The following is a 21,910-nucleotide window of genomic DNA, read 5'->3' as shown; positions in this document are numbered from 1 at the left end:
TCACAAGGAGTTTGAGATGAAATACATGATCATGATGTTCGGATCGGCCGAGGGCATGATGGAGACCGCCGATCCGGCTTGGATCCAGGAAATGATCGGGTTCATGATCCAGATCGACAAGGACCTTACGGAGTCCGGCGAAATGGTGTTCAACGCCGGCCTGGCCGACGGCAGCACCGCGAAGCTGGTCAAGCAAACCCCGGATGGCGTCATCACCACCGACGGGCCATACGCCGAGTCGAAGGAGTCGCTGGTGGGCTACTGGGTGGTTGACGTGGCCAGTGAAGAACGTGCCGTGGAGATCTGTTCAAGCATCGTGAAGTACGCGCAGGTGGTTGAGCTTCGCGCAGTTCAGGAAGCTCCGCCGCAGGAAGCTTTGCCGGAGGTCTAACTGGGTTCCCCGCGGGATACGCGAATCGAGGACCTGCTGCGCACGTTGGCGCCGCAGGTCCTCGGCGTGCTGGCGCGGACGCATGGACAGTTCGATGCTTGCGAGGATGCCGTCCAGGAAGCGCTCCTTGAGGCCGCTCTGCAGTGGCCCTCCGGGCTGCCGGACAACCCCAGGGCGTGGTTGATGGCGGTCGCATCCCGTCGGCTGGTGGACTTTTATCGAAGCGAAAGCGCCCGGCGGGCCCGTGAGGAACGAGTTGCGGCCATGAACGTCGATTTCTCCTACAACTACCTCCCGGAAGCCGACGACACCCTCACGCTGATGTTCCTCTGCTGCCACCCGGCGCTATCGGCACCGTCGCAACTCGCCTTAACGCTCCGGGCCGTCGGAGGACTCACGACGGCGGAAATCGCCTCGGCTTTCCTGGTCCCCGAAGCGACCATGGGACAACGTATCAGCCGTGCCAAACAAGGGATCCAAAAAGCGGGAGCCACGTTCAGCATGCCGCCCGCTTCCGAGCGCAAGGCAAGGCTCGGCGTCGTACTTCACGTCCTGTACCTGATTTTCAACGAAGGCTACGCCGCTAGCTCGGGTCCGTCGCTGCAGCGCGAGGACCTCACCACTGAAGCCATCCGGGTGACGCGCCTGCTGATGTCCGTCGCGCCGCGGGAACCGGAGGCCGTCGGCCTGCTCGCGCTGATGCTGCTGACCGATTCCCGGCGCGCGGCGCGCACGTTGCCGGATGGAACACCCGTCCCGTTGGCGGAGCAGGACCGACGACTCTGGAACCAGATGCAGATCAAGGAGGGCATCGCGCTGCTGTCATCCGTCCTGGGACGCGGGGCCGCTGGGCCGTATCAACTACAGGCAGCCATCGCCGCCGTTCATGCGGAGGCTACGTCCGATGAGGAGACTGACTGGCCGCAGATCCTCGCCCTGTACACAGTCCTTGAGGCCGTTGCACCCAGTCCCGTGGTCACTTTGAACCGGGCGGTAGCTGTGGCCATGGTGCATGGACCGGCCGCCGGGCTTGAACTGCTGGCCGGATTGGATGGCGCGCTTGGCCGGACACACCGTTTGGACGCCGTCAGGGGCCATTTACTGGAGATGTCGGGCTCCTACGTGGAGGCCCGCACGGCGTACCTCTCCGCCGCCAAAAAGACCGGAAGCCTGCCGGAACGAAAGTACTTAATGGGAAAAGTAGCGCGGATGGACGAGCAATAACCCCATATAGTCGAAATCATGGAACAGCGCATACTTGGCAAGACCGGCAGGTCCGTCTCAACTGTCGGACTGGGAACGTGGCAACTCGGAGCCGACTGGGGTTCGGTCACCGAAGAGGACGCCTTTGCCGTCCTGGAAGCCTCAGTTGAAGGCGGCGTCAACTTCTTCGACACCGCAGACGTTTACGGAGACGGCCGCAGCGAGCAGTTCATCGGACGCTTCCTCCGGGCACATCCGGACCTGAACCTCACTGTTGCCACCAAAATGGGCCGCCGCGTGGATCAAGTCCACGAGAATTACACCTTGGAGAACTTCCGGGCGTGGACGGATCGTTCGCGGCGCAACTTGCAGCAGGACACTCTGGACCTCGTCCAACTGCACTGCCCACCCACATCCGTCTACAGCAGCGACGAAGTCTACGACGCCCTGGACACCTTGGTCAGCGAAGGCGCCATCCGCAACTACGGCGTCAGCGTCGAGCGCACGGACGAAGCCCTTGAGGCCATCAAGCGCGGGAACACCGCCTCCGTGCAGATCATCCTCAACGCCTTCCGTCTGAAACCCCTCGACGAGGTGCTGCCCGCAGCCAAGGAAGCGGGCGTTGGCATTATCGCCAGGGTGCCGCTTGCCTCCGGTTTGCTGTCCGGGAAGTACACGAAGGACACCGAGTTCCCCGAGGACGACCACCGGAACTACAACCGCGACGGGTCTTCCTTCGACGTCGGCGAGACATTCTCGGGCGTCGATTTCGCAACCGGTGTTAAAGCCGCTCAAGAGTTCAGCGGGTTAGTGCCCGACGGCGTCAGCACCGCCCAAGCGGCCCTCGCCTGGGTCATCGCCCAGGACGGTGTCACCTCGGTCATTCCCGGTGCACGATCCGCTTCGCAGGCAGCCGCAAATGCCGAGGCCGGTGGGATGCAATCCGTCGGGGAAGGGTTGGCTGACGGAGTTCGGGATATCTATGACCGATACTTCCGCGAAGCGATCCACCCGCGCTGGTAGCTTCCGGGCCGCCGTCGGGCGTTGGCTTTCACCAGCCGCTGCGCGTCGGCGTATGCCCCTTTCGGGCTTCCTCGGGCATGGACATTTCGGCGCGCAATCCGAGGAGCCGGATGGGACGGTCCGGCTCCATTTTGGCGGTGAGGTCCAAGGCCTGCGTGAGGACTTCATCCCTGTCAAAAGTCTCGGGGATCTTCCTGGCGTAGGTCTTGGTGAAGAACGGTGCGTAGCGGACTTTCAGGGTCAGCCCGATCACCGGGCGTCCCTCCGCTGCGACGTCTCCCAGGACCTGCGCCGTCAACTCCTTCACGGCGTCCTCGATTTGTGAGGGGTCGGTGAGATCCTGCTGATACGTGGTCTCCCGGCTGTGCCCGCGGGCGACCCACGGCGTGTCATCGACCTCGCTGGAGCCTTCCCCGCGTCCCAGCTGCGCATACCAAGGGCCCATCTTGGGACCAAACTCAGGGACGAGATCCTGGGGATTGCACGCAGCGAGCTCTGCCACCGTGGTGATGTGGTGCTTCGCCAGCCGCTGCGAGACTTTGCTTCCAACGCCCCATAGCTCCTTGGTGGGCCGGCTGCCCATGACATCGAGCCAGTTCTCTTTGGTCAGCCGAAAGATGCCAGCTGGTTTGCCAAAATCCGTCGCGTTCTTTGCGCGGACCAAGGTGTCGCCGATGCCCACGCTGCAGTGCAGCTGGGTTTGTTCCAGGACGGCGGCCTGGATCTGCTTGGCATACCCTTCAGGGTCCTCAGTTTCAATGCCCACGAAGGCTTCATCCCAACCCAGCACCTGCACGGTGGCGCCATGTTGTTCGCGGAGTGTGGTCATCACTACGTCCGAGGCCGCGAGGTAGGCCTCTTGATCGACAGGCAGGATGATGGCGTCGGGCACTTTGCGTGCTGCGATCCTCAAAGGCATCCCGGAGCCGACACCGAAGGCCCTGGCTTCGTAGGACGCTGTGGAAACCACGGCCCGTTCTGTGGGATCTCCCCGACCACCCACAATGATCGGTTTCCCCGCGAGCTCAGGCCGACGGAGTACCTCGACCGCCGCAATGAACTGGTCGAGGTCAACGTGCAGTACCCACGGGATTCCGCTCACGGCACCAGTTTGCCCTAAGCCGCGGCTTCCTGACCTTCTTTGGGCTCAGTTGGCCGGGGAATCAACCTTTTCAGGGTGCATTCCACCCCGTCCTCCGCCAAAGTAGGTGGTGAAGACGCTGGCTCGCGTCATGATCAGCCGTTTTCTGCACTGTTATAGAGGCCTAGTCCGTGGTGCCCACGAGAAACAAGACGGGCTTCAATGTCAGAGCCCTCCGCCAGACTCATAAGAGTTGGGGGCTCGTAGCAGGCAAAAAGAGGGGATCGGCTTTACTATGACCACTGGGGCGACGGACGGCGAGCTGATGACCGGAATTGTGTCAGTGTTTTTACCAACATCATTGATAATTGGCTCCCTTGGTTCTTCGCGGGATTTCTTCAACAGACTGTCCTGCGGCGGGAGGGGGTGGCCAATCCGTGGAGTAACTATCCCTTACTCCGCCGTCGATGGGACACGAGACTGTCGCCTTTCATGCCGGATGTGCCACGCGACAGACGTGAGATGGTTCTCGACCTGAAACTCAACACTTCCTTTGCTTTCGCACTCGGCACCTTCGGCTGGGCGAGCATCGGCTGCTCCTTCATGCTCATTGACCTTGCCTGGCAGTTCGAAAAGCTGCAGAACTGGTATGGCTTTTTACTTGCTTTGTTCTACGGGGTTCTATTCGGTTTAGCCCTTGCTGGGCTGACCTTATGGTTGCAGGTGGCCTCGTCCAGACGCCGCCAACTCCTGAAAGCAGCGCTGGTTCTCATGAGGAATGCACAGGACTACGGTCCGACCACCCCTGCAAACACGAAACGTTTCATGGCTGCATCTGGTCAAAAATTTTTGAAAGCAGCCTTCCGTCTGGGCCTTACCGGCGAGAACCGCCACATCTTGTGCATCACCCACTATCTTTCGGACCAAGGGCGGTATCCGCACAGAAATGTGAACACACTGTTGGTAAGGGAAATAGGGCACCTAGTCCGAGAGGTCTACCAAGGCGAGCACTCCATGTCCATGCAGAGGAGTCGACGTTTCTCCCTTCCCCAGCCCAGTGCTGTCCTGAAGACCTCTGGATGGATCACCTCCCTCGCTGCTGCCCCAGTATTGGCGCGGTTGCTGAGCGGCTGGGAGCCATTCCTATAGCCGAGACCTACATGCAGGTCGCGGGCACGCGCTCTTCGGATCCGGCCTGTAATTCGTCCACATACAGCGATTGCATGGTTCTTTACAGGCTTATCCGGTAATACCGTCAAACCATGATTATTCAAGCTGGTTTTGATCTTGCACTGCTCGCTCGTCCACACATAGCTCAGGTGGACCGGGTTCTTCCACGGATAGTGGTCGTGGGCCTCGACGCCGACATGTGTTTGGACATTGTTGCCATTATCAGCGACGAATTCAGCGGGTCCCTAAAACCATACTTCGAGGAGATTCTCGACACCCTGAGACACAAGGACACCAAGTACTTCGCCATCGCTCACGCTGGCTGTTGGCCTGAGATCCGGGACGAAACCGAACCAATCCTCGTAGAGGCCGAAGATCTTAAGGCACTGGCTTCAGCAGAGCTTGGCTTGGAAATGATTGGACACTTCGGCATTGATGAAACCGGATACACCTCGTCCAGCCCCCACCTGTACTTCGACGACTACTACAACGAGCTACCCGAAACCCGTGTCCATTGGAGCCATTCGACATACGGCGGGTGCGGCTAAAGGCATCGTTGGCAGCCCAGCCGTTGATCTGGCGAGGGTCAGCAAGCAACTGTTGCTTCCCGACCTTGTTTGACCTTTTGCGCTGCCGCAATCAACCTTCTTCGGGTTAATTCCGCCTTGTCAGCCGCCAGACAAGGTCAGGAAGCAACGCGTCCGAAGCACCCACCTCGCGGGCATAAGCTGAGATGTGCAGTTTTCACTTTGGCTGGCCCTGGTTGGTGCCGGCACCCTGATCAGTTTCACTCCCGGCGCCGGCGCCATTTTCACCATGAGCAACTCGCTCAATTCCGGCTTCCGACGCTCCATCTGGGGCATTCTCGGGCAGCAGGTGGCTCTGGTCATCCATATCGTCATCGTTGCCCTGGGCGTGGGCGTCCTGGTTTCCAACTCGCCGGTCATCTTCAACGTCATTCGCTATGCAGGCGCCGCGTATCTGGTGTACCTCGGGATCCGGCAGTTCCTGCACAAGCCCGATCTGGACAAAGAAGAGGTTGCGGATAAGAAGAACGAGTCGGCCCTGTCCATGTTCCAGCGCGGCATCTGGGTGAACCTGCTGAACCCGAAAGCCATCGTGTTCTTCCTTGCTTTCATGCCGCAGTTCATCAGGCCGGACCAGCCTCTGCTTCAGCAATATGCCGTGCTGACGGTCACCGTCCTGGTCATCGACATCCTGGTGATGTGGTTCTTCTTCGCTTTGGCGGCGCGGTCCTTCCAGCGGTTCACCCACGACCAGCGTGGCCAAAAAGTACTCAACCGCGTCTTCGGCTGCCTGTTCGTCCTGGTGGGCATCCTGCTCGCAGTCATTCACTAGCGAGGCATCCCGGGAATAGTGAGGCGATCCGGCAGTAGCCAGGCAACCAGCCGACCCCCGGTGCTACCGTCGAGGGCATGGAACCGGACTGGATCGAACACCGACGCGCGGACGACGGTGAGCACGTGGGTTGGATGAGGCCCGTCGATGACGGGTTTGTTGCCGTGGATTTGCTGGGCCGTCCGCGGACCGACGTTGTGGACTGGATGAGCGCCGAGGAAACTCTTGACGAACTCGGGCTGCGCTACCTCGCCGATCCCCACGAGTTACGGCTCGACGACGGCGACTGGCTGCGCGTGCGGATAGCGGAAGTGACGCCGTCTGAGGTGCGGGTGAAGAAGGAAGATTGGGGCGATATGACCGCTCCCCAGATCTATTTCACAGTCTTGCTGCCCGTGACGGAGGACCAGCTTCGTCCCCTATCTCCTAGCTAGAAACGCTACCCCTAACTCAAAGACGTAGATCCCCGCACCACCAGCGAGCTCTCGAGCGTCACATGCGATTCCTCCAGCGGCAGGCCTTCCATCAGCCCCCGCAGCTGCTCCCCCGCTTTGCGTCCCAGGGGCGTCGCAGGCAGGTGGACGCTGGTGAGGCTGGGATTGCTGGTGGCCGAGTAGGGAAGATCATCGAAGCCTGCCACCGCCAGTTCCTCAGGGATGCGCACACCCTCAACCCGGGCTTCCTGCAGCACTCCATAGGCATGTGTATCGGTACCACAGACGACGGCGGTGACCTCCTCGCGATGCCACTCCGGCCAGGCTTCGGCGAAGGCAGCGGCGGCAGCACCGACGTCGATCGGGGTGCTGATGACGTGCCCGTCGGCCACGGAAAGTCCGCACGCAGCAGCCTCCGCCAAGAAGGCCTGGCGGCGCAGCTGGAATGTAGTTGTGCCTGTCACGCCGTCCACGTAGGCGGCGCGGGTGTGCCCGGAAGATGCCAAATGCCGGGCGAGCTCCCGCGCACCTTGGGCAACATCCAGATTCACGGAAGGGGCGTAGGACTCGAGGCCCGGGGCGTCCAACAGCACCAGAGGCCCCGCAGCGGACAGGTCTTCCAGGAATTCCGCGCTGGGTGCACCTACCAGCAAACCGGCAGGGCGGAGTGCCAGCAACTTGCGGACATCATCAGCCTGGGGTGACTCACCGGCGTCGGTCACGGAAAGCAGCAGCTGATACTGGGCACCCAGTGATTCCCGAACGCCCGCGATGACGTTGGCAAAGAAGGGGTTGGAAACGTCCGGTGTCACCAGGATGACAATCGAGCTGACACCGCGGGCCAGGGAACTGCCAATGCTGTCCACCACATAGCCGAGTTCGGCGATGGCAGAACGGACTCGGGAGATGTTGTCCTCGGATACCCGCCCTTGCGTTTTTCCGTTTGCCACCAATGACACGGTCGCCGTCGAAACGCCTGCCCGGGCGGCCACCATCGCGGCCGTCACGCGAGGTGAGCGCGGCGCACGACCGTGGCGCCGATCCAGGGATTCCATGCATCGATCGTAGCGTTCATAAGCGGCTCTGACCTGCGAGAAGGCATCAAGCGCTTGACGTGCCGAGCACCAGAGGAACGTTAAGCGTTTGACGTACCCAGCAAAGCAGTGCCAGAATTCCCCTGAATGCTTAGCGCCCTGCCCCGGGCAAGTACCAGGCAGGCCCCAATGACGTGGAGAGAACCGTGGAACCCAACACCATGACACCGGCACGCAAGAAGATCATTCTTGACTGCGACCCTGGCCATGACGACGCAGTGGCATTGCTGCTGGCTCACGGCAACCCGGACATCGAACTGCTGGCGGTGACCACCGTTGTGGGAAACCAGACTCTGGAAAAGGTCACCCGCAACGCCCTCTCCGTAGCCACCATTGCCGGCATCACGGACGTCCCCTTCGCCGCTGGCTGCGACCGCCCCTTGGTGCGCACCATCGAAACGGCCCCCAGCATCCACGGTGATTCCGGCATGGACGGCCCGGAGCAGCCCGAGTCCGCTATCGAGCTGGACCCGCGCCACGCCGTCGACCTCATCATTGAAACCGTCATGGCGCACGAGCCGGGCACCGTCACTCTGGTCCCCACCGCGGGCCTCACCAACATTGCCATGGCCGCCCGCAAGGAGCCGCGCATCGTGGAGCGCGTGAAGGAAGTTGTCCTCATGGGCGGCGGCTACCACGTGGGCAACTGGAGCGCCGTGGCCGAGTTCAACATCATCATCGACCCCGAAGCCGCGCACATTGTCTTCAATGAAAAGTGGCCCTTGGTAATGGTCGGCCTGGACCTCACGCACCAGGCGCTGGCCACGGACGAGGTAGTGGACCGCATCGCGAAAATCGGCACCAAGCCGGCCAAGTTCGTCATGGAACTCATGGACTTCTTCCAAAAGACCTACAAGGATGCCCAGGGCTTCGATTTCCCGCCGGTCCACGACCCCTGCGCAGTCGCCTACGTCATCGACCCCACCGTCATGACCACCCGCAAGGTCCCCGTGGACATCGAACTGCAGGGCAAGCTCACCCTAGGCATGACCGTTGCAGACTTCCGCGCCCCCGCGCCGGATGACTGCCACACGTCGGTGGCCGTGGACCTCGACCACAAGAAGTTCTGGGACCTGGTCACCGATGCCATTGAACGGATCGGCGAACCAGGGCACGACGCCGGCGCTGACGCCACCGCAGCAGTCAACGCCACGGCCGAGGCAATTCTGGCAGGAGAAGCCAAATAATGTCCTCCCTCGCAACAGAATCCAAATCCACCCGCGGCAACGTCACCGCCCTTATGGTTGCGTTGTTGGCAGCCTGCGTGGCCTTCCAACTCAACGCGTCCATGCTCAGTCCGGCCCTGGTCACCATGGGCAATGAACTCAACACAGACCAAGCCACTATCGGCCTGTCCCAGACCTGGTTCTTCACCGCCGCAGCCCTTTTCTCCCTCTTCCTCCCGCGCCTCAGTGACATCGTTGGCCGCAAGAAGATCCTCGTTGGCATGATGCTCCTGATGGCGGTCGGCTCCGTCATCGCAGCAATGGCCCCGGACGTCACCTGGCTGTTCGTGGGCCGCATCATCCAGGGCGTCAGCGGTCCCACGGTTCCGCTCTGCCTGATCATGCTCCGCTCCGCTGTCACCAACCCGCGCAAGTACGGCACGCTCATGGGTCTCATCACGGCAGTCAACGGCGGCGTAGCTGGCGTCGACTCCTTCGTAGGCGGCTACTTTGCTGAGAACTTCGGCTTCCGCAGCATCTTCTGGCTCATGGTCGCGCTGGCCCTCATCGCTACCGTTCTGATCGCCGTCCTCGCTGGCGAAAGCAAGCCCGCCGCGGGCACTACCATGGACTGGCTGGGCGTGTTCTTCATTGTCATCGCAGTGGGCGCCCTGCTGACCGCCCTGAACGAGGGCGCCAAACTGGCCACGGCCTTCGACGCCGGCACCCTTACCTTTGCGGTCGTGCTCACCGTGATTGCCGTCGTCGCGTTCTTTGCGTTCTGGACTGTTGAAAAGCGCGCCAAGCAGCCCATGGTGGAAACCGTGCACCTGCGCCAGCGCTCCACGTGGGCTCCGCTGCTGACCACCACGCTCACCATGACCGGCATCTTCGCCGTCATCAACGGCATAGTCCCCGCCTATGTTCAGGCAGCTGATCCCGGTTTCGGCGTTGGGCCCACCGAGATGTCGCTCATCATCCTGACCCCCTATGCACTGCTTGGCTGGCTGTTCGGCCCCATCAGCGGCCGGCTTGCCCCCGTCCTCGGCTACACCAAGGTGCTGCGCATCGGCCTGCTCGGCAGCTTGGTGGCACTGGCGATCATCGCCTTCTTCGGCCTCAACAATCTGCCCATGATGATCTTGGGAACGGCCTTGCTGGGCATCATGTACGCCGGTACGGTCAACATCATGCTGAACGGACTGGGCGTGGTTCTCTCGCCGCAGGGTAACCCGGGCTTCCTGCCTGGCATGAATGCCGGCGCGTTCAACCTCGGCGCCGGGCTGAGCTTCCTTGTCCTTCCTGCGGTCCTGGTGGCCACATCTTCGCTCAATGACGACAAGGCTTCTTATCTGACCGTTGTGGTGGTGGGCCTGGCCATTACGTTCGCCGCCTTCGCGGCCTCGCTGCTCATTCCGAAGCCAGTGGACGCAGAAGTAACCGAGGATGAAAAGGTGGCCGCATGACCAGCGCACCCAAGGCGGGAATCGTCGTCGTCGGCTCCCTCAACGCAGACCTGACCATCTATTGCGACCGTCTCCCCCAGCCCGGCGAGACAGTCCACGGCAATGGCTTCGCGGTAAATCCCGGCGGCAAGAGTGCCAACCAAGCGGTGGCTGCCAGCAAGCTCGGCGGGCAGGTAACCCTGATCGGCGCTGTGGGTGACGACTCCAACGGCACCATGCTCCTTGAATCGACGGCCAACGCCGGAGTGGACGTTTCGCGGGTCCAACGCTCCGACGTCGCCACCGGTGTCGCGGTCATTTCCGTGGATGCCAGCGGCGAGAACAGCATCATTATCTCGGCCGGCGCTAATGGGACCCTGAGGCCGTCGGACGTTACGCCGGACGCCTTCGAGGATGCCGCTGTGGTGTGCCTCTGCCTGGAGGTGGGGACCGATACGGTGATTGCCGCCGCACAAGCGGGGCACGACGCCGGCGCAACAGTTCTGCTGAACCTCTCGCCTTACGCCGAGGTGCCGGAGCGTTTGGCGAGGTTGAGCGATGTGCTGCTGGTGAATGCGCACGAGGCGTCACTGTTCCTTGGCGCAGAAGCCGACGTACCTGACGCCGGGGCCAGCGTGGAGGCGTGGGAGCCGGTCCGGAGTCAGTTCGCGGACCGCGGTTTGCAGCGCGTTCTGGTGACCCTCGGCGCACATGGTTCCGTAGTCCTGGATTCCTTGGCGCGTGGGGCTGAAGACCAAATCACACGCATTGCCCCGACGCGTGTTTCTGCGGTTGACACCACGGGTGCCGGCGATGCCTTCACGGGTGCCGTGGCAGCGCGCTTGGCTGCCGGCGAGTCACTTGCTGGTGCAGCGTCCTTCGCCTCGGTAGCCGCCGCGTTGGCCGCCACAAAGAAAGGGACGCAGACCGCGTACCCGACCATCGCCGACGTCGAGCAGCTGCGGGACGCTTAGTCCCGGCGTTGCACCCAACTGGGTAGCAGATCAGGTCGTTTTCAGCTCTCATAACGACCTGATCTGCGACCTACTTGGGTTAAGCGGACTTGCGGGCAGCGCGTTGGGCTGCGCGCTCCACGGCCTTGCGGGACAGGGCGCCGTGGCCGGCCATGAGCTTGGGAACTACGACATAAACAGCCGCGGGAACCACAAGGGCCGTCAGCAGCAGCGCCCGCAAGACGGGGTGCCACGAGTCCATGATCGGGCCGAGCAGCAGCATGCCGATGGACACGAGCGGGAAGATGGCCAGCCACGTAATCACGGCGCGAACGTGCACGGATGGCATAGGAGGGCGGACTGCCGGCATTGTGGGCTCAGCGGTGATCGGGGAGGTTGTTTGCGTGGTCATGGCATTCTCCAACTAAACGGTTGCTTTTGGCTTGGGATCACAATAACCCCACCCGCCGCCAATTACAACCATCTAGTTGGAAACTGGTAATATAAGCGTATGGCGTGGGACACGGAGCGAACCAAAGGGCTGCTGCTTGAGGCGGCAACGTCCGAGTTTTGCGCGCGCGGATTAGCCGGTGCCCGCATTGACCGTATTGCCGCAGAGGCAGGGGTCAACAAGGAGCGGATCTACCAGTACTTCGGCAACAAGAATGCGCTTTTCGACGCCGTCATCGTCACCGCCTTGAGCTCACTCATGGATGAAGTACCCATCGAGGGCAGCGGACCCGAGGCCATGGCAGACTACGCCGGCCGACTCTTCGACCACCACCAGAAGGACGCAACGGCACCACGCCTCCTGTTTTGGGAAGGACTCGAACGGGGCGCGGAGGTTGTGGGACTGCCGAAACGGATGGCCAACTGCGCGTCCAAGGTCAATAGCACCATCGCCGCACTTCCCGGCATTTCCAGGGAGGACGCCGGGGACCTCCTCATCACTATCGTGAGCTTGTGCGACGCCGCCCCGGTACTCCCCGCGCTCGACGGACTCATGGCAGGGGATGATCCGGGCAGGGCTGAAAGGCGACGCGCCGCCGTCGTGCGCACCGTTTACCTGGCCGCCGCAGCGTTGGACGCCGAAGCACGGGAAACCACTCCCGCCTAGCGCAAGCGCCCGTCTAAAGCACATGCGTGACAGCTTTGACAGGAAAAGTGACTCGCTTGTGAAGTTCCCCCTAGCCAAGAGGGGGCACCATGAATCATGCTTGCTGCATGTACTCAACGACGAGCCCATACCGCATCATCACGGTCTGCACCGGAAACATCTGCCGCTCGCCCATGGCAGCGCTCATGCTTACCGCGGCCTTCGAAGCGGAAGGGCTCGGCAAGCTTGTAGTGGTGGACTCGGCGGGCACTACAGGGTACGAGGTTGGACACCCCATTGACCCCCGCGCCGCCCGTGTCCTAACGGCCCAGCACCTCGCATCGGAGGACCACGTTGCCCGTGAGTGGCGGCGGGAATGGTACGCCGAACGGGACCTGATCCTCGCACTGGACGTTGATCATTTCGGCTGGCTCCAGGAGGGCGCGCCGGATCACTCTTCGCTCGAAAAAGTTCGCATGCTCCGCAGCTTCGATCCGCGCATGGCTGGCCGCAGCTCCTTGGACCTGGGCATAGAAGACCCTTGGTACGGCGGGCACGCGGACTTCGATAGCACGTGGACGCTCATCAAGGCCGCTATCCCCGGCATCGTGCAGCATGTCAAGGCAGCTATCAGCTCCGCGGAGGCCGCCGCAGGCCAGGACCACCAGCAGGTAACCTCTATGACATGACCCCTGCACCTGTGATCATCGCTGTTGACGGCAGGTCCGGCGCAGGAAAAACCACGCTGGCCGTTGAACTGGCGGCCCGGTTGCGGCAGCACCACAAGGTTTCGCTGTTCCATCTGGAGGACATCTACCCCGGCTGGAACGGCCTCATGCCCGGCATCGAGCGGTACGTCGGCACAGTCCTGAAGCCGCTCAGCTCCGGCCAGGCGGCGGAATGGACCAGCTGGGATTGGGAAAAGCATTACGACGGCGGCCTGAACGTCACGCTGCCCGCCGAAATCATCATTGTGGAAGGCGTAGGAGCGGCGGCGGACGCAGCCCGGCCCATGCTGGACGCCGTGGTGTGGGTGGAATCCCCCGGTGACGATCGCCGTCGTCGGGCCCTTACTCGTGACGGAAGCACCTACGAACCGTACTGGGACAGCTGGGCAGCCCAAGAAGATGAATGGCTTTCAACCGATGAGGTGATCGGCGCCGCCGACGTACGCGTGCAAAACCTTGCGGACGGCAGCGCACCGGATGATGTCCTGCAGGCGCTCATGTATCTGCCTTCAGTCGCTGCCATCTTGTCGCCCGAACTCAGCGCCCGGCGGGGACTGCAATTGCGCTCCGAGCGACTGGAGGCGACGCCCGACGCAGCGCTTCTGTTCGCTTCCCTTTATGGCCAGTCCACGAACGCGGTGTGGCTGGATTCTTCCAATGCCTCCGCGGTCGCCGGCCGTTCCCAAGCGGCCGCGCGCAGCCGCTTCAGCATTCTGGCGGACGACGGCGGGACTTTCGGCCAGTCGGTGCTGCACCGGTCCGGCACTACGCAAGTGACCGCCGGTTCCGCCACCGTGAGCACCTCCGGGCCGTTCTTCCGCTGGCTCGATTCCGTTTGGGGCCGCCGCGCCGTCCGCGCACCCCGCGGTTACGACGGCCAGTTCACGCTCGGCTGGCTCGGCTACCTGGGGTATGAACTCAAGCGCGAAACCGGTGGCAATGACGTCGCCTCCGACACCCCGGATGCGGCCCTGCTCTTTGCCGGCCGGGCTGTGGTGCTGGATCATCGCGAGCAAACTGTCTGGCTGCTCGCCTTGGACGCGCCCGACGCCGAGCAATGGTTCCCGGAGGCCCGCGCCGCCGTCGAGGCTGCTGCCGCCGCCGATCTTGACGCCGCCGGTGCTGCCGCCTTCTCTGGCTCGTCCGGCACGGTTCACGAATTCACCAGCCGGGACTCTGCCACGGACTACAAACGCAAGATCGTTGACTCCCAGCACGAAATCAGCGAAGGAAACTCCTACGAGATCTGCCTGACCACCATGTTGGAAGCCCCCGCCGGCGACTTGGATGCTTGGGCGAGCTACCTGAGCCTTCGACGCCGGAACCCGGCACCGTTCGCCAGTTACCTTCGGTTCGGCGAAGTAGTGGTCGCGAGTACGTCGCCCGAGCGGTTCCTCCGCATACTGTCCGACGGCGGCATGCGCGCCGAGCCCATCAAGGGCACCCGGGGCCGGTCCTCTGACCCCTCCGAGGATGCTGCTTTGCGGCACGACCTTGAAACGTCGCTGAAGGACCGCGCGGAAAACATCATGATCGTGGACCTGCTGCGCAACGACCTCAGCCATTTCGCCATCCCGGGTTCGGTGACCGTCAGCCGGCTGTGCGCGATCGAGAGCTACGCAACGGTCCACCAAATGGTGAGCACCATAGACGCGCACCTTCGTCCGGGGGCTCCGCGGGCGGAAGCCCTGGCCGCAGCCTTCCCGGCCGGCTCCATGACAGGTGCACCGAAGATCAGCACCATGGACATCCTCGACCAACTCGAATCCGGGCCGAGGGGCATCTACTCCGGCGCCATCGGCTACTTCTCGTTGAACGCGGCCGCGGACCTCGCCGTGGTAATCCGCACACTGGTGGTCAATCCTGACGGCCCCGGCGGGCGAACCCTGTCCTTGGGCGTGGGTGGAGCTATCACTGCGGACTCCGTTGCGGACGACGAGTACGAGGAAATCCGGACCAAAGCATTCGGCGTACTGTCCACGCTGGGCGCTGAATTCCCGGGCTGAATCCCGAGTCCCCCGTTGAGGACTACTGGAGCGTCGCCGTCAATCTGGCCACGTTATCCACATACTTCGCCAGCGGGGGTCTATCCATCCAGTCTTCCAACATAAGCTCACGGGACACCTCGCGATACGTGGACTCCACGGCCCGCATGAGGTTCACGGTTTCGGCACCGAGGAGCATGACCGAGACCTCCATGTTCAGGGAGAAGGAGCGCATGTCCATATTGCTGGAACCAAGAACGGCCACTTCGTCGTCGATGGTGAAGTGCTTGGCGTGGAGGACATACGGCGCCCGATACAAATAGATGCGCACCCCGGCGTCCAAGAGGGCTTCGTAGTAGGAACGCTGGGCGTGGTGAACCAGGAACTGGTCCCCCTTTTCGGACACGAAGAGCTCCACGGCGACACCTCGCTGCGCCGCCGTGGTGATCGCATACAGCAGGGAATCGTCAGGGACGAAGTAGGGGCTGCAAATGGAAATCGTGTGCTGCGCGGAATAGATCAGGGTGTTGAACAGGCGGAGGTTGTTTTCGGTGGCGAAACCTGGGCCACTCGGCACTACCTGGGCTGTGACGCGGCCAGGCGCAGGTTGTGTTGGCAGCCGCAGCTGGTCTTCAAGGGACTCGTCGGTTTCGCTGAGCCAGTCCGTCGCGAATACGACATTCAAGGTAGCAACGATCGGTCCCTCGAGCCGGGACATGAGCTCAACCCATTTGCGTCCCACCTTGTGGTGCTTGGGGTTGTTGTAGGAAGGCTCGATCAGGTTCTGCGAGCCGGTGAAAGCGACCAGTCCGTCGATCACCATGATCTTGCGGTGATTCCTCAGGTCCGGGCGCCGCCACTGACCGTGAATGGGCAACAACGGAAGCATCCGCTTCCACTGGATCTTGCTTGCCTTCAGTCTTCGGATCAGGCGGCGGTATCCCTTGACGCGGAGCGTTCCAATATGGTCGAAGAGGAGCCTGACCGTGACACCGCGCTGGGTCGCATTCTCCAGCTCAGTCAGAAGCTCGTCGGTGACGGAGTCGCTGCTCATGATGTAGAACTCCGCGTTGACGTAGTCCTTGGCACCCCTGACAGCCTCGGCCATGGCCTTGATCGACTCCTCGTAGCCGGGAATCAGTTCAACCTTGTTGCCGTCCACCATCGGCAACGAACCAAGCCGGTGGTTCAGCTCACCCGCGGACTTCACCCATTCCGGGCCTGAGTAGACACTTACTGGATCCGCAAGGTCGGAAGTGACGGCACGCACGCGCCGATTAACTTCTTCCTGCTGCTCACGCCGGCGCTTGGACAGTTTGAAATTGCCAAAAAGGAGGAAGAGGACGAAGCCTACGGATGGGATGAGGAACACAGCCAAAAGCCAAGCCATGGCGGTGGTGGGACGCCGATTGCCGGGAATGATGCCCAAAAGGACGATGCGCATGATCACTTCCGCGATGGCCCACGCGCCTAATAACCAGGTCCACTCCTGGCCAAACGGAAAAGGAAAGAGCACCTGCAAACCCCCACGGTCCAAGAACAACAGTGACCACAGCCTATCCGGCAAAGTCACGCACCACGGCCCCGCACTAAGCTGGAACCATGACTTCACCTGCTCCCACGGTCCTGGTATTCCTGGACCCCGCCTTCGAAAACGGACGCATTGCCGATTCAACCCAGCCTCAGCTCATGGCTACGGACCTTGGCGCCACCCGCGGCGATGGAGTGTTCGAATCACTCCTCGCTGTTCAGGGACGTCCCCGCAAGGTCCAGGCCCACCTGAACCGGCTGAGCAGTTCCGCTGCAGCCTTGGACCTGGTACTTCCGGAGCAGGACGTCTGGCGCAAGGCGATCGACACCGCCATCAACGAGTTCCGCGATGTCCACCCGGCTCCCACACAGGAGGAGGACGAGGTTGTGGTCAAGCTGATCGTGACCCGCGGTGTCGAAGGCGCAGCCAGCCCCACATGCTGGGTGCAGGCTTCGCCCTCACCTGCGGGCAGCCGCCGACAACGCGAGACGGGCATCGACGTCGTACTTTTGGACCGTGGCTTCGACACCGAAGCCGGCGAGCGCGCGCCGTGGCTTTTGCTGGGCGCCAAGACGCTCTCTTATGCAGTAAACATGGCGGCGCTGCGCTTCGCGCACAAGCAGGGCGCAGATGACGCCATCTTCACTTCCACCGATGGCCGCGTCTTGGAGGGCCCAACCTCCACAGTGTTGCTGGCTCACCTTGAAACAGTCGACGACGGCGAAGGTTCCGTGAAGACCGTACGCCGCCTGATCACACCTCAACATGACAGTGGAATTTTGCCCGGCACCTCTCAGGGCGCGCTCTTCGCAGCTGCCAAAGCTGCCGGCTGGGAGCTCGGCTATGGGCCGCTTGTGCCGCAGGACCTGTTTGATGCCGACGCTGTGTGGCTTATCTCAAGCATCCGTTTGATCGCTCCTGTGAACCACATCAACGGCAAGGAAATCGGTACACCGGCTGTTCGGAAGCAGCTCACGGCCGAACTGAATGAGCTGTTCGCTGGCATCGAGTAAATCACGGGCTTCAAAGACTTTTCGCTGATGAAGCCCCGCTAGAACCTAGCAGGCCGCAAGTAGAGTAATTGCTCGCGTGACTCAATGATTAGAAACTCTTTGGCTCGACCATGGGGGCACCGTGCGTTCAATCGCGTTTCTTATCCTCCTTGAAATGGTCATTCGTCATGTGATGAATCTTGTTCTCGTGTTAGTTGGATCACGTCCCACTAAGACAACTACTTCAGACTTTGCTGGCTAACTTCCCGGAGGGAATATGGGACTCAGCTCCCCCACAGAAGCCGAAGCATCGGCAACCGAGGCACAGTCCCAGACTGGCGCCTCACAAACAGGACTTCGCCGGTCCATGGAGGCCCGGCACCTGGTGATGATTGCCATGGGCGGCGTCATCGGCTCTGGCCTGTTCGTTAGTTCCGGATACACCATCTCCACCGCCGGCCCCTTGGGTGCCGTGATCGCCTTCCTCATTGGCGCCGTGGTGGTCTATCTGGTGATGGCATGCCTCGGGGAGCTCGCTGTCGCGTTCCCCGTCTCAGGTGCCTTCCACATATATGCAGCCCGCACCATCGGCCCGGCCACCGGCTTTGCCACCGCCTGGTTGTACTGGCTCTGCTGGGCCGTGGCTCTGGGTTCCGAGTTCACCGCTGCGGGCTTGCTCATGCAACGCTGGTTCCCGGACGTAGACGTCTGGATCTGGTGCTTCGTCTTCGCCACGGTCCTTTTCACCCTGAATGCCATTTCATCACGCGTCTTTGGTGAATCGGAGTTCTGGTTCGCGCTGATCAAGGTTGCCGCCGTCGTCGGCCTGATCATTCTGGGCGGCGCCGCATTGGCTGGCTTCCACCCCCTGGCCGCTGGCGAATACCCGTCCTTTGGCGAGAACTTCAGCACTCCAGAGGGGCTCTTCCCGAACGGATTCACCGGCGTCTTCGTCACGTGCCTGGCGGTCTTTTACGCCTTCTCGGGCTCCGAGCTGATCGGCGTTGCCGCCGGAGAGACCGCAAACCCCGGTGCGAACATCCCCAAGGCGATGCGAACCACGGTCATTCGACTCATGATCTTCTTCGTAGGTGCGATCGTGGTCATCGCAGCCACCATTCCCTACGAACAAGTCAGCGTGGACGAGAGCCCGTTCGTCACCGTCTTCTCCATGCTCGGCATCCCATATGCCGCGGACATCATGAACTTTGTGATCATCACGGCACTGCTTTCCGCCGGCAACTGCGGGCTTTTCTCCTGTGCGCGCATGCTCTTCTCGCTGGCTGACGAAGGCCACGCCCCCAAGGCCTTCCGTAAACTGACCAAACGCGGGATCCCCATGGTGGCCTTGTGTGTCAGTATGCTGGGTGGCCTGGCTTCGCTCATCAGCAGCGTTGTTGCCCCGGCCACCGTCTACTTGGTTCTTGTTTCCGTGGCAGGTTTCGCCACGGTGGGTGTTTGGATGTCTATCGTCGCATCGCACTTCATCTACCGCCGGACGTTCATTAGGAACGGCGGAGACCTGAGCACGCTTCCGTACAAGGCTCCTCTGTTCCCGCTGGTACCGATCCTCGCGTTCGCGCTCTGCTTGGTATCGCTGATCGGCATCGCGTTCGACCCCAACCAAGTGGCTGCACTCCTGTTCGGCGTTCCGTTCGTGGGTGCCTGCTACGCCGTCTTCTACTTCAAATACGGACGACGCCGGTCGCTCAAGAAGGCTGTGGATGCCTAGGACCTTCTGGTCTGTGGCTTCCTGGAAAGGGGCTTCCTGACCCGATTGGGAAGTGAATCAGCCTCTGGGCAACCCGATGTGGTTGCCCAGAGGCTGATCTCGTTTCAAAGAGGGTCAGGGCCCACCGCGGTTATTCCTCACCACCCACATTGATTCTTGAATGGCTACGACACACCTGCTAAGGGGTGTGTCATAGCCCCGCTGGAGGTCAAAGCAGGCGACGGCGGCACGCCCTGACTGGATCCTCCGAGAAATTACGACGTCGGCCCCCGTTCCGCCTGCCTCCGCGGTTTCCTGACCTTCTTTGGTAATACATCAGCCCTTGCGCAACCGTCTCCGGTGGCCCAAGGGCTGATCCAACGACAAAGGGGGTCACGACCCCACGCCTCGTGCCGCCACCACCCACTTTGATTCATGGAGGGCTCCGACACGCCTGCTAAGGGGTGTGTCAGACAGCCCCCAACGCCCAAAGTTGGTGGCGGCAGCACAGTCTGCCAGCGGTGGGATTCTATTTCTTGGCTGCGCGTACCGGGTGCTCGCTCAAGATGGACAGGCGGTTGAAGGCGTTGATCCCAATTGCCGCCATGCAAATGATGCTGATCTGCTCGTCGCTGTAGTGCTGGCGTGCCTGTTCGAAAAGCTCAGGGCTGGGCCTCGACGTACTCATGCGGGTAATCTGCTCCGCAATCTCCATCGCCACCACCTCAGCGGGTTCAAACAGCTGAACTTCCTTGTAAACGGCAACAAGGGACAGCCGCTGTTCCGTCTCGCCGTATTTGAGGGCGCGCCGGTGATGAAGGTCCAGGCAAAACGCGCAGCCGTTGATCTGCGAGCACAAGTAGTTAATGAGTTCAAGGCTGCGGCGCGGGATGCCAAGCCGGTCAGCTTCGTCCACGAGTTGCTGGGAATAGTGGCTTAGTGTCGCGTAAAGATCCGGCTGCTGCTTGTCCAGATAGCCGGCCAGACGTGATGTTGTTTCCTGTTCAGGCATGGTTGGAGCCTAGCGCAACGGGGGTTCCTGTCCCCGCTTCAGCTCCTGAATGCGGAGGCGAAGGAAGATGATCGCCAGCACCAGGGCATAGATCACCAAAGCTGCAAGGCCCACTGTCACCACGATGTAGAGGATGCCAAAAGCTGAAAACAAAGAAAACCCCCAGTACGGCCCGGCAGGTGCCGACCAGAGTTTCAGATGCTAGCAGCCCTCATGCCAAACCCGAGGGACGTGAAAGAGCATCCGCCGCAAACCCGAGGGACGTGAAAGAGGAACCGCCCCAAACCCTAGGGACGTGAAAGAGGATCCGCCCCAAACCCGAGGGATGTGAGAGAGGATCCGCCCCAAACCCGAGGGACGTGAAAGAGCGTCCGCCGCAAACCCGAGGAATGAGAGCGAGGATCCGCCCCAAACCCGAGGGATGTGAGAGAGGATCCGCCCCAAACCCTAGGGACGTGAGAGAAGGTCTACTCGCGGGCGGTGGGGGTGTCGGCGGGGAGGCGGATGCCGTGCTCCGCCAGCCACACCGGGTTGAAGGCTTTGCTCAGGTAGTTCGTACCGGCGTCGGGCGCTATGGCCACCACCACCGAACCGTGGGGTGCAGCCCGGGCCACCCGCATGGCCGCTGCAACAGCGAGCCCGGACGACGGACCCAAGGCGAGTCCTTCTTCATCCAGAAGCCTGTGGACGGTGGTGTAGACCTCGTCGTTGGGGATCCGCAGGAAACGGTCCACTATGGAACGGTCGAAAGCCTTGGGCCATTCAGCTTCGGGCCAGGAGTTGCCCACACCGTCCACCAGGATCTCGCCGGGGTGTCCGCCGCTGTAGGCAGAGCCATAGGGGTCGGCGCCAACAACTTCCACATGCCCGCCGGGCCGCGAGGAAGCCACCCGTTCCTTCAGGAACCGCCCATTCCCGCTAATGGTCCCGCCTGTGCCGATGCCTGCTACGAAGTGGGTCACCAGGCCACCTGTCTGCTCCCAGATCTCGGGCCCGGTGGTTTCATAGTGCGCGGCGGGATTGGCAGGGTTGTCGAACTGCATTGGCCGCCACGCACCGGGCGTCTCGGCGGTAATCCGTGCTGCCACGGCGCGGGCGTTCTCCGGCGATTCGGACGGTGCGTTCCAGTCCGTGAGGATCACTCGGGCGCCATAGTTGTGAAGCGCGGCAAGCTTCTCCTCGGAGATCGTGTCGCCCGTAACTACCACCACTGGGTGCCCGGTCAGGTGTCCGATGAGGGCGAGCCCGATCCCGGTGTTGCCCGACGTACTTTCCACAATCGTGGCGCCGGGTTTCAGATCGCCGGACTTTTCCGCCGCCCGAACCATACTCAGCGCGGTGCGGTCCTTGATGGAGCCACCCGGGTTTTCGGACTCAAGCTTAATGTGGATGGTGCTGCCCAGGCCGTGACCCAGCGCCTCCAACTTCACCAGCGGGGTGTTCCCCACTTTGTCCAGGACTGAGGCGTCCAATCCGTCCGGAATTGGGACAGCCGCGTGAACACCATGTTTGCGGAACGCTGTACTCACCACGTTT

General features: G+C 61.9%; 22 protein-coding genes. 15 read left to right on the top strand and 7 right to left on the bottom strand.

The window, feature by feature from the left end; all coding sequences use genetic code 11:
- Nucleotides 1–16 precede the first annotated feature (16 nt).
- From M1D89_RS04745 to M1D89_RS04735, 3 genes are read left to right on the top strand one after another with little or no spacing between them, the layout of a single operon-like run.
- Nucleotides 17–391 (top strand): YciI family protein, encoded by a 375-nt coding sequence (locus M1D89_RS04745; RefSeq protein WP_091469918.1) that lies wholly within the window; start codon nucleotides 17–19, stop codon nucleotides 389–391.
- 45 nt (nucleotides 392–436) lie between these two features.
- Nucleotides 437–1,615 carry an RNA polymerase sigma factor gene (locus M1D89_RS04740; RefSeq protein ID WP_498648489.1) on the top strand — a complete coding sequence of 393 codons (1,179 nt, stop codon included), beginning with the start codon at nucleotides 437–439 and terminating at the stop codon, nucleotides 1,613–1,615.
- 18 nt (nucleotides 1,616–1,633) lie between these two features.
- Nucleotides 1,634–2,617 carry an aldo/keto reductase gene (locus M1D89_RS04735; protein ID WP_498648488.1) on the top strand — a complete coding sequence of 328 codons (984 nt, stop codon included), beginning with the start codon at nucleotides 1,634–1,636 and terminating at the stop codon, nucleotides 2,615–2,617.
- Nucleotides 2,618–2,645: 28 nt separating this feature from the next.
- Here M1D89_RS04735 and M1D89_RS04730 read toward each other — a convergent pair whose 3' ends face one another.
- Nucleotides 2,646–3,719 carry a DNA polymerase IV gene (locus M1D89_RS04730; protein ID WP_498648486.1) on the bottom strand — a complete coding sequence of 358 codons (1,074 nt, stop codon included), beginning with the start codon at nucleotides 3,717–3,719 and terminating at the stop codon, nucleotides 2,646–2,648.
- 501 nt (nucleotides 3,720–4,220) lie between these two features.
- Here M1D89_RS04730 and M1D89_RS04725 point away from each other — a divergent pair.
- The 4 genes from M1D89_RS04725 (at nucleotide 4,221) to M1D89_RS04710 (ending at nucleotide 6,661) form a co-directional block, all read left to right on the top strand.
- Entirely contained in the window at nucleotides 4,221–4,847 is a 627-nt protein-coding gene (locus M1D89_RS04725; RefSeq protein WP_498648484.1) for a hypothetical protein, read from the top strand.
- Between the two features lie 113 nt (nucleotides 4,848–4,960).
- Nucleotides 4,961–5,416, top strand: coding sequence for a hypothetical protein (locus M1D89_RS04720; protein WP_498648482.1), 456 nt, complete (start codon nucleotides 4,961–4,963; stop codon nucleotides 5,414–5,416).
- 187 nt (nucleotides 5,417–5,603) lie between these two features.
- Nucleotides 5,604–6,227 carry a LysE family transporter gene (locus M1D89_RS04715; RefSeq protein ID WP_498648479.1) on the top strand — a complete coding sequence of 208 codons (624 nt, stop codon included), beginning with the start codon at nucleotides 5,604–5,606 and terminating at the stop codon, nucleotides 6,225–6,227.
- Nucleotides 6,228–6,304: 77 nt separating this feature from the next.
- Nucleotides 6,305–6,661 carry a hypothetical protein gene (locus M1D89_RS04710; protein ID WP_498648477.1) on the top strand — a complete coding sequence of 119 codons (357 nt, stop codon included), beginning with the start codon at nucleotides 6,305–6,307 and terminating at the stop codon, nucleotides 6,659–6,661.
- An 11-nt stretch (nucleotides 6,662–6,672) separates the two neighbouring features.
- On the opposite strand, the gene M1D89_RS04705 is transcribed toward M1D89_RS04710, so the two are convergent.
- On the bottom strand, nucleotides 6,673–7,716 hold the full coding sequence (locus tag M1D89_RS04705; RefSeq protein WP_498648475.1) for a LacI family DNA-binding transcriptional regulator: 1,044 nt from the start codon (nucleotides 7,714–7,716) through the stop codon (nucleotides 6,673–6,675).
- 200 nt (nucleotides 7,717–7,916) lie between these two features.
- On the opposite strand from M1D89_RS04705, the gene uriH reads away from it, so the two are divergent.
- From uriH to M1D89_RS04690, 3 genes are read left to right on the top strand one after another with little or no spacing between them, the layout of a single operon-like run.
- Nucleotides 7,917–8,942 (top strand): uridine-preferring nucleoside hydrolase UriH, encoded by a 1,026-nt coding sequence (uriH, locus tag M1D89_RS04700; protein ID WP_498650896.1) that lies wholly within the window; start codon nucleotides 7,917–7,919, stop codon nucleotides 8,940–8,942.
- On the top strand, nucleotides 8,942–10,387 hold the full coding sequence (uriT, locus tag M1D89_RS04695) for a uridine transporter UriT (protein WP_498648474.1): 1,446 nt from the start codon (nucleotides 8,942–8,944) through the stop codon (nucleotides 10,385–10,387). The genes uriH and uriT overlap by 1 nt, the downstream gene beginning before the upstream one ends.
- Complete coding sequence (locus M1D89_RS04690) at nucleotides 10,384–11,340, top strand: ribokinase (RefSeq protein ID WP_498648472.1); 957 nt, start codon at nucleotides 10,384–10,386, stop codon at nucleotides 11,338–11,340. Before uriT ends, M1D89_RS04690 begins: the two co-directional genes overlap by 4 nt.
- 79 nt (nucleotides 11,341–11,419) lie before the next feature.
- On the opposite strand, the gene M1D89_RS04685 is transcribed toward M1D89_RS04690, so the two are convergent.
- Complete coding sequence (locus M1D89_RS04685) at nucleotides 11,420–11,731, bottom strand: hypothetical protein (RefSeq protein WP_498648470.1); 312 nt, start codon at nucleotides 11,729–11,731, stop codon at nucleotides 11,420–11,422.
- Nucleotides 11,732–11,830: 99 nt separating this feature from the next.
- Between M1D89_RS04685 and M1D89_RS04680 the strand changes: the two genes are divergently transcribed.
- The 3 genes from M1D89_RS04680 to pabB all read left to right on the top strand — a co-directional run bounded on the left by M1D89_RS04680 (nucleotide 11,831) and on the right by pabB (nucleotide 15,149).
- On the top strand, nucleotides 11,831–12,436 hold the full coding sequence (locus M1D89_RS04680) for a TetR/AcrR family transcriptional regulator (protein ID WP_498648468.1): 606 nt from the start codon (nucleotides 11,831–11,833) through the stop codon (nucleotides 12,434–12,436).
- 107 nt (nucleotides 12,437–12,543) lie between these two features.
- A complete protein-coding gene (locus tag M1D89_RS04675) occupies nucleotides 12,544–13,104 on the top strand; it encodes a low molecular weight protein-tyrosine-phosphatase (RefSeq protein ID WP_498648466.1) in 561 nt (186 codons plus the stop codon).
- Complete coding sequence (gene pabB, locus M1D89_RS04670) at nucleotides 13,101–15,149, top strand: aminodeoxychorismate synthase component I (protein WP_498648464.1); 2,049 nt, start codon at nucleotides 13,101–13,103, stop codon at nucleotides 15,147–15,149. The genes M1D89_RS04675 and pabB overlap by 4 nt, the downstream gene beginning before the upstream one ends.
- 22 nt (nucleotides 15,150–15,171) lie before the next feature.
- On the opposite strand, the gene cls is transcribed toward pabB, so the two are convergent.
- Nucleotides 15,172–16,572 (bottom strand): cardiolipin synthase, encoded by a 1,401-nt coding sequence (gene cls, locus M1D89_RS04665; RefSeq protein ID WP_498648462.1) that lies wholly within the window; start codon nucleotides 16,570–16,572, stop codon nucleotides 15,172–15,174.
- A gap of 158 nt (nucleotides 16,573–16,730) precedes the next feature.
- On the opposite strand from cls, the gene M1D89_RS04660 reads away from it, so the two are divergent.
- Nucleotides 16,731–17,672 (top strand): aminodeoxychorismate lyase, encoded by a 942-nt coding sequence (locus tag M1D89_RS04660; RefSeq protein WP_498648460.1) that lies wholly within the window; start codon nucleotides 16,731–16,733, stop codon nucleotides 17,670–17,672.
- Nucleotides 17,673–17,928: 256 nt separating this feature from the next.
- Nucleotides 17,929–19,383 (top strand): amino acid permease, encoded by a 1,455-nt coding sequence (locus M1D89_RS04655; protein WP_498648458.1) that lies wholly within the window; start codon nucleotides 17,929–17,931, stop codon nucleotides 19,381–19,383.
- A 508-nt stretch (nucleotides 19,384–19,891) separates the two neighbouring features.
- On the opposite strand, the gene M1D89_RS04650 is transcribed toward M1D89_RS04655, so the two are convergent.
- The 3 genes from M1D89_RS04650 to M1D89_RS04640 all read right to left on the bottom strand — a co-directional run bounded on the left by M1D89_RS04650 (nucleotide 19,892) and on the right by M1D89_RS04640 (nucleotide 21,906).
- Nucleotides 19,892–20,374, bottom strand: a complete 483-nt coding sequence (locus M1D89_RS04650; RefSeq protein WP_498648456.1) for a carboxymuconolactone decarboxylase family protein — start codon at nucleotides 20,372–20,374, stop codon at nucleotides 19,892–19,894.
- 9 nt (nucleotides 20,375–20,383) lie between these two features.
- Nucleotides 20,384–20,527, bottom strand: a complete 144-nt coding sequence (locus M1D89_RS04645) for a hypothetical protein (protein WP_402935985.1) — start codon at nucleotides 20,525–20,527, stop codon at nucleotides 20,384–20,386.
- A 314-nt stretch (nucleotides 20,528–20,841) separates the two neighbouring features.
- Nucleotides 20,842–21,906 carry a PLP-dependent cysteine synthase family protein gene (locus M1D89_RS04640; protein ID WP_498648454.1) on the bottom strand — a complete coding sequence of 355 codons (1,065 nt, stop codon included), beginning with the start codon at nucleotides 21,904–21,906 and terminating at the stop codon, nucleotides 20,842–20,844.
- Nucleotides 21,907–21,910 lie beyond the last annotated feature (4 nt).

It is taken from the genome of Arthrobacter sp. D3-18, from assembly GCF_054408525.1.
Note: the sequence above shows the minus strand (reverse complement) of the source record. Positions and strands in the feature narration are given on the sequence as shown.